Source organism: Shinella agrisoli (genome assembly GCF_046557955.1).
Classification (GTDB): Bacteria; Pseudomonadota; Alphaproteobacteria; order Rhizobiales; family Rhizobiaceae; genus Shinella.
Genome location: NZ_JBJIEP010000051.1, coordinates 1 through 7,547, shown reverse-complemented (window position 1 = coordinate 7,547; position 7,547 = coordinate 1). Strand labels below are relative to the sequence as shown.

The 7,547-nt window shown below is 68.4% G+C and carries 4 protein-coding genes and 1 pseudogene; all 5 read right to left on the bottom strand.

All coding sequences use genetic code 11. The features are described from left to right. Positions 1–3,440 (bottom strand): annotated as a pseudogene (locus ACIIOY_RS26505) (hypothetical protein); the annotation flags it as partial. Then, the gene (locus tag ACIIOY_RS26500; RefSeq protein WP_411037668.1) at positions 3,440–3,865 is read right to left on the bottom strand and encodes a DUF6950 family protein; all 426 of its coding nucleotides are present in this window, start codon (positions 3,863–3,865) and stop codon (positions 3,440–3,442) included. The gene ACIIOY_RS26500 and the pseudogene ACIIOY_RS26505, both read right to left, overlap by 1 nt. Next, positions 3,862–4,479 carry a hypothetical protein gene (locus ACIIOY_RS26495; protein ID WP_411037667.1) on the bottom strand — a complete coding sequence of 206 codons (618 nt, stop codon included), beginning with the start codon at positions 4,477–4,479 and terminating at the stop codon, positions 3,862–3,864. Before ACIIOY_RS26495 ends, ACIIOY_RS26500 begins: the two co-directional genes overlap by 4 nt. Position 4,480: 1 nt before the next feature. Continuing rightward, positions 4,481–5,122, bottom strand: a complete 642-nt coding sequence (locus ACIIOY_RS26490) for a hypothetical protein (protein WP_411037666.1) — start codon at positions 5,120–5,122, stop codon at positions 4,481–4,483. Continuing rightward, the gene (locus tag ACIIOY_RS26485) at positions 5,122–7,518 is read right to left on the bottom strand and encodes a phage tail length tape measure family protein (protein ID WP_411037665.1); all 2,397 of its coding nucleotides are present in this window, start codon (positions 7,516–7,518) and stop codon (positions 5,122–5,124) included. Before ACIIOY_RS26485 ends, ACIIOY_RS26490 begins: the two co-directional genes overlap by 1 nt. Positions 7,519–7,547: the final 29 nt, after the last annotated feature.

Below are 7,547 nucleotides of genomic sequence, written 5' to 3'. Positions count from 1 at the left end.
TGGACCTGCGTGACGGCCTCGGCGACGGCGGTCAGCGAATTGTTCGTCAGGTCGATGCGGCTGTTGAGCGTCTGCGTTGCCTCGGTCAGCGCGATCGCGTTCTTCCGGTTGGCGAAGTATTCCGCGAAGCCCTGGTCGACGGTCGCCATGACCGAAGGCAGGAGCGAGCCGCGGATCGCCGAGACCGTCGAGCCCTGGTTGACCAGGCCGGCTCCCAGCGCCTCGATCTCTGCGGACATGGTATTGACCACGTCGAGGTCCGCCTTGTCCCCCACCTCCAACTCCAGCGCTTCGAGCGCCTGACCCGTCGCCGTGACGGCATTTCCGAGTGTTGTCACCTGCGTCTCAAGCGCGGACACGCCCGTTGCGAGGCCGGAAACGCCCGTCTCAAGATTGGTGGCGCGCGCCTGCAACGCGTCGATGGCGCTTGCATTCGCGCCGTCGCCGTCGATGCGGGCCTCCCGCTCGGCGGCGAGCGCGGCGGCGGATGCGCCCGGCGAGGGGCGGCCGATCGCCACCCAATCGATCTCGATCGCGTTGCCGGCTGATTGCGCTTCCGTCAGCTCAAGCCGGATGCTAGCGATGGTGCCGGTCCAGTCGAGCGTGAAGGTGATGAGCGCAAATCCGTCACCGTCCCAGGTCGGTTCGGCGATCACGGCGCGCCGCGCGGCGTCCCATGACAGTTCCGTCGCCGTCTGCCACCAAAGCTGGCCACGCCACGCCGGCGTTCCTGTCCGGCGCAGCCGGGCACGCACCTGGCTGTATCTGGTCGCCGATACGCCGAGGCCGGCCGGCGAGATCACGTAGGGCGCGTCGGCATGATCGGCCGGGCGCAGGAAGCCGCCCGAGGCGGTCGGCGCGCCGTTGCCGCTCCAGCCTTCATCGCCGGCGTCGAAATACCAGTCCACGGCCTGGTCGAACTGGTTGAGGTTGCCGGCCGCCAGATGGTCGATCTGGCGGGCAAGCGCTTCATCGCCCTCGACCACGGCCTCTTCCACCGCGGTAATCGCCGCTCCGAGGGACAGCGTCGAGGCTTCCAACGCCGTGGTACGTTGTGCCACCGCCGCGGTGCTCGCCGCCGCAACGGTGATGCGCTCGTCGAAGCTCGCCGCGTAGGCCTCGATGGACGCGACCAGCGTCCGCCGGATTTCCCGCCGCGCCTGGAAGTCTGCGATGTCGGCGTCCATCGCCCGGTCGCGCAGTGTGGTGATCTCGTCGACCAGGGCGCGATAGCGCCCGCTCGCCTCGATCGCGCCGGCAACACGTGCCGACACTTCGGCGCCGATCTCCTGCGCCCGCTGCCCCGCCTCGTTTGCCAGGTCCTGCGCCCGCGCCGTGGCCTCATCCGCAAGAGCCTGCGCCCGCGCCGCCGCTTCCGCCGCAATCGCCTGGGCAAGATCGATCGTGTCCTGCACGAGGTTGTCGATCGTCTCGTCGTCGATCCACTCGCGGAGCGTTTCAAGGGCGGTGCGGACCTCGGATGCGAGGTCCTCAAGCGACAAACGCAGGTCGCGCGTCAGTACGGTTATCCACGCGCCCCATTCCGTCGGCCGGTTGCTGTACGGTATGAGCTTGCCCCGCACCTCGTATTGCGTTGCCGACAGCAGCCAGTCGCCCGACAAGGTCCATTGGTAGGGCGCGGCATAGCGCACGGCGTCGCTGTCGAAGACGATCTCGCCGGTCGACTTCAGGCGGACCTGCACCCAGACCCGCTGGACGTCGGCAAGATCGGCCGCGCATTTGACGACGATTGTCGGACGGCGCTCGGCGCCGTCGCTGTCACGGACGGAACCTGCCCAGGCGTCCCAGCCCGTCATGCCCTGCGCCGGGATCGGGATCGGCCCGGTCGGCCCGGTCACCACGGGCGGCAGGCTCTGCGGCGGGTCGTAGTCGGCCGGGTCGATCTCGCGAACGACGACTTCCCACAGGCACCCGGCGACCCGGACGATGCGGCCGATCAGGAATTTCTTGTCGGCATAGCCGTTGCGCTCGCTCGACCAGCCGATGACGTCGTTCGGCTCCAGCGGCCGGGCGGACGGCGGCAGCACGAAACGATGCGTGCGCCAGCGCTGCTCTTCCTCGATCATGGTGGCGGCGATGCACTGTACCTGGTCGGCGTCGAAGACGGCTTCCAGGTCGACGTCGACCGCCAGCTCCTCGCCGTCGTCGCGGGCGAGCAGCGCGGCCGAGGAGCGCGCCGCCCCCTCCTTGGTCCGCCAGCCGAGCGCCGGCTCCGGATAGGTCGGCCGGATCGTGTTGACGACCTTCTTGACGCTCGGGAACGGCTCGTAGTCCTGGTCGCGGGTGACGACGATCGTCTCGTCGGTAATCGACCAGACGGCCGCGGCCGGCGCGCCGACGAGCGGCTTCAGGTTTCCGCCCACCTCCGCCAGGCGGCCGACGCATCCGGCGCGCAGCTTCTCCAGGACATCGAGGCCGCTCTCGTTGACCCGGACCTCAAGCCCGCCGCGAAACTGCCGGCGCCCGCCGCCCATGTCGCGGTCGCACTCGTTCATGGCGGCCATCCAGGCCGAGGCCGGCAGGCGGTGGGCGGCAAAGTTGCGGCCGCCATGCAGCCAGCGGCCGTCGTAGTAAATGCCGCGCGCGACGTTGTACATCATGACGGCAAGGTTGTCAGACGGCGCCCAGGTGGACGGATCGTCCCATCGATGCGCGCCGCTGCCGCCTGCCGAGCCGTCCTTGCGCAGGTCGTAGAGGCGCATCGGCGCAGTCACGAACAGTGCTTCCGGCAGGCCGTTCTTGAACACGTCGCGGTCATGGCGCAGGGTCATGACGACGGCCTGGCAGCCGCGGCCGATCATCGTCGGCTTGAAGGGCCGGTCGGGATGAGCGCCGAACCTGTCGACCAGGTAGGGATCGGCGACGGTCTGCGAGCCGTCCAGGTACTTGATCCAATAGTAGTCGACGCCGGAATAGCGGTATTCGAGGATCGGATAGCCCCGGCCGTCCGGATGCGGCTCGTCCCACAGCACGGTGACGTATTTGTCGCCGATCCTCACCGACTGGAGGCCGGTCGGCCCGGCATGCGAGGGCAGGCAGGAGAGCTCCCGCACCTCCACGAAATACGCATTCGGCGTTTGGTTCTCCGCGCCCCACACGCCGGCATACTTGCGGGTGCCGGCCGTCGCCCGCGTGCCGATGAGGTAGCTCCTCGGCAGGGTGTCGCCCATCTGCACCTGGAGCGTGACGCCGCGCGGCTGGTTGTCGGCCGCGTTCTTCGCCGCCGCCTTGCGGGCGCGGTACTGTTCGAGGAGCCCGGCGCCGACCCGGATCGCAAGCCCGACCGCGATCTTCGCAATGATCCCGGCGCCCGCCCACCAGTTGGCGACCGCCGCGATCGCCGCGCCGATCGGCGCCGCCTCGGCCGAAGCCGACAGCAGGGCCAGGAACAGGAGGGCCGTAGCAAGGATCCTGACCATCAGCCCACCTTGAAGCAGGTTGCGGCGTCGAGCAGGTCGACCGTGCCGTAGCCGGTCTCCTTCAGCACGATGATCCGCTCGCCGTTGACGACGCCGAGCGCATGGCCGATCGGCCCGTCCACGCGGATGGCGGCGATGTCGCCCATTTCGGCCTCGCTCGGATGGATCGCCGGCAGCATGCTGGCGACGAGCGCGCCCAGCGTGTCGAAGCCCTGGCTGCGGATGAGGCGCGCGGCCGAGGCGGCATCGTGATAGGCGCCGGCATATTGCGCGGCGAGATCGACGCCCGTCATGGCGACCACCACGCGGCCGGCAAGGCCCGGCCCGCAATCGTGCGTGCCCCAGGCGAACGGCGTCGTCTTGATGTCGTCGACAACGGCTTCGAACCGCGAGCGCCAGTCGTGTACGCGCTTGAGCTCCATCATTGCCCCCACGCGATTTCCCAGGTCTCGACGGCGCCGGCGTAGAGGTTCCACTCGTCGCCGTCGCGCAGGAGCTGCGCCTCGTAGGACGCCTTCTCCGGGTTGCCGCGATCCAGCAGCGCCATCAGCTCCGACCGGCAGGTCAGGGCGACCTTGCCTTCCCCGCCGGCGGCCGGCGTCTTGATCGGCGCGCCGTCGATGATGCCGACGAAGATCGGCAGGTCGGCGGAGAGCGGCCGGCCGGTCTCAGGCGACAGGATGATCTCGTGCACCTCGATCGGCGCGCGCGCGACGTCGTGCGTGCGCACCGCGTGGCGCACCACGTCGGCGAGCTGCGAAAGGTCGATCGACAGCGTCTGGACGGTCAGGTCGGAGCTGCGCACGATGTCGCCGATTTTCAGCGGTGCGCCGCCGACATAGGTCCGGGTGACGGTCGCGCCGTCCCGGCCACGGATGACGGTGAGCGGCGCGTCGTCGTCTCCCTCCCAGCAGGCGAGCTCCTCGATGGCGCCCGTCGCGCGGTTGCGCGCTCCGATCCAGACGGCAAGGCGTGTGGCAACGCCGGTTTCCGGAGCCTCGGCAAGAGCTTGCGTGACGTCGGCAGGCTGGCTGCGCATCTCAACCTCTCTTCTTCTGGAGTGCGCGGAACGACGCGCCGTCGGTGACCGTTCGGCGGGCGATGCCCGGCTCGTGGCTGCCGGGATGGATGATCACCGGGCAGGCCGGCCGGACGAGCGTCACGACGGCGCCGGCCGCAAGCGTCAGCGGCAGGCGGGGCATGACCTGGACGTCCATCTGCCCGGCGCCGTTCGCGGCCGTCGTCTTCGAGATCTCGAAGAACCGGATCATGCTGCCCTGGGTGAGCTGCATCTTGTCGCCGAGCGTCAGGACATAGCTGGCCGGCAGGCCGCGGAGCTGGGCAATGCGGCGGTTGGCATGGACGGCGCGGATGGTGACCGCCGAGGCCCCGAGGATGGTGCCGGTCCTGTCGGCCTGCGGAAATTCCGAGGTCGGATCGCAGAGCAGGAAGGATTGCTTGGCGCCTTCCAGCGACCGGATCGCGGCCGCGCACTGCTTGAGCTCGTCGTGCTCGCCGACGCCGAGGGTGACGTCCGCGGCCCACAGCGGGTCCGACAGCTCGGCCGTCCAGACATCGCCGCTGCCGGCGCCGGAGAGCTCGTCGTTGCGCTGCAGCGACCACTTCACCGTGGCGATCGGCAACAGGTTGTAGATTTCGGCAAGGGAGAGAGGAGCGACCATCAGCGCCACCTCGGATGCTGGTTGATCTCGGCGACCCGGTCCGGAAGGCTGGCGTTGTTCTGCTCGACGATTTCGACCGCGATGCCCGGCGCGCGCTCGTCGACGACGGCTTCCACCTCCGGCCGGAGGTTGAGCTTGCCGTCCGAGGCGAGGCCGACAAGGACCTTCAGCTGCGCGACGGTGGCGGCGCTCGCCTGGTTGAGCTGGTCGGCCGAGCGTCCGGCCGGCAGCATCGGCTGCACGTCGACCGCGCCGCCGCGTGCGTATCCGGGATGGCCGAGACGCATCGCCTCGACCACGCCGACGCCCCCGGCGCGCGCGACGTCGGCCTGCGACCACACGACCTCGCCGGCATGGACGATGCCGCGCGGTTCGTGGATGCCGCCCGGACCCGTATAGCCGCCGCGATCGAAGAGGCCGACCGCGCCGCTGGAGGCAAGCCGCCACTGCGGCGAGAACAGCGTGCCGACGATCGAGTTGAGGAAGCCTCCACCGCCGAAGATGCCGCCTCCGCCTCCGCCGAGGCCGCTGCTCGCCGCCCGCTGGATCGAGAAGATGTTGTTGAGGACGTCGTCGACCAGGCTCTTGCCGAGGCGCTTCAGGGCGGCGATGCCCGCATCGGCCATGCTGTCCCAAAGGTCCTCGCCACGGTCGAGGCCGTCGAAGAGCGTATCGACGAAGTCGCCGGCATAGCTGCGCGCCGCCTGCAGCGACAGGTTCATGCGGATGAGGCCGGCCTCGTAGCTCTCGAAGTCAACCGGCAGGCCCGCCGAGCGCAGCCGGCCGGCAACCTGCTGGTCCATCCAGGTGCGGCCGGCCTGCTCGCTCTCCCACAGCAGGTCCGCCTGGAGCTTCGCCGTCGCGGCCGCCTCGGCGTATTCCTTGAACGCCTCGACCCGCTGCGCGATCGCCGCCCGCTGCGCCCCCGTGATCGACCGGCCCTTGTCCTCGGCGCGCTGCAGCAGGTCGAGCTCGAAGCGCAGCGCCTCCGCCTCGACACCCACCTTGCCCGCCATCTCCGCCTCAAGCGCCATCTGCGCGATGCGATCGTCCGCCGACTTGATCAGGTCGCGGTAGGCGTTGCGGGCGGAGGCACCGGCGCGAGCGGCCTTGTTCGCGGCCCTTTCCATTTCATCGGCCTGCGCCTTCAACTTGTCACGAAGGTCGTTGTCCGTACGAAGAAACAGATCGAGGTCTCGTCCGCGTTCCGAATTCCTGTCTTCCAAAGAGTTTCGACCGGTTTTCCCGAGGGAACCCGTCACATTTGCAAGCGACTGCACATCCTGCATGGTCGCCAGCGCGGCACGTCCAAGACGCTCGATCTCGTCGATCGCGTCCGACATATCGGGATTTACTGTGCGGAGCCTGTCGAGCTCACGTCCAAGCTCGGTAGTATCGACCCGACCAGCGCGCATGTTGCGCCAGAGCTTGTCGAGCTCTCCCGACAATTCACTCAAGCGCCCGGTGGCATTGAAGGGGTTTACCGCGTCAATACGCCGTTGCAGTTCGGAAAATGCGTGCGCAACTGGATCGACCTTACCAACAACGTTCGATAGTTCTGCCTCGGCCGCGACTGCCTCGGCAATGAAGTTGCGCAACTCCTTAGCAGCTTCCGGAGAGATAGCGCTGGCCGTTTCCAGCCTCCTGATCTCTTCTTCGAATGCGCCAACCTTCGGTGTTCCTTCCTCAATACTGGAGAGAAAGGCCGCAAGCGCCTCGCGAGCACCGTCGAACCGGAACATGCTGTCGTCGCCGCGGCTCCCGAAGACACTGCCTTGCATCGCGGCGGCGATGGCGGAATAGGCTTCTTGAGCGGCGGCAACCAGCGCGGCCTGCGCGTCTTTGGCGTTGTCGCCCAAGCGGGCGTTGAGAACGTCCACGCTCGCCGCGGCATATTTCCTTTGTTCCGCGAGGGCGCGCTGGTAAGCCGGGCCGAGGGCGTCAATATTCTCCTGGTGCCGTGCGAGGACCTCGTCGACAGTTTTGGTGCCATCGCCGACGGACGCGAAATACTGGATCGCAGCCGCGCCGGCGGCGACAGTGCCGATCGTGACGAGCGATAGTGGGCTGAGGACCGAGGCGAATGCAGCGGCAAGGCCAGCAACGGGCTTGTCCATCGTGGAAAGCACGGCGGAGAGCTGCGTACCCTGCTGAAGGGCGATTTGCAGCGGCGACATGCCCATGGCCGCTGTGACGCCGATATCCTGGAACTGAGCCGCAAGGTTTGCCGTCTCGAAGCCCCGAGCGCCATGCAAGGAGGGCGTTTCGGCCAGCGCCCTGTTCCGGCGCTTGATCTCGTCGATGCTGGCAAGCGTCATTTGCCGCTGGCGCGACAGGGCGGCCGTCATCTCGTCGGCCGAGAGCGCGCCCATGGCGTGGGCGGTGCGGATCTCCACCTGCGCCTGCTTGTACTGGCTGATGACCG

Bases quoted from the DNA above. Each gene is read 5' to 3' on its own strand.
- ACIIOY_RS26495 (WP_411037667.1), bottom strand. From the start codon at position 4,479: ATGCGCAGCCAGCCTGCCGACGTCACGCAAGCTCTTGCCGAGGCTCCG.
- ACIIOY_RS26490 (WP_411037666.1), bottom strand. From the start codon at position 5,122: ATGGTCGCTCCTCTCTCCCTTGCCGAAATCTACAACCTGTTGCCGATC.
- ACIIOY_RS26500 (WP_411037668.1), bottom strand. From the start codon at position 3,865: ATGATGGAGCTCAAGCGCGTACACGACTGGCGCTCGCGGTTCGAAGCC.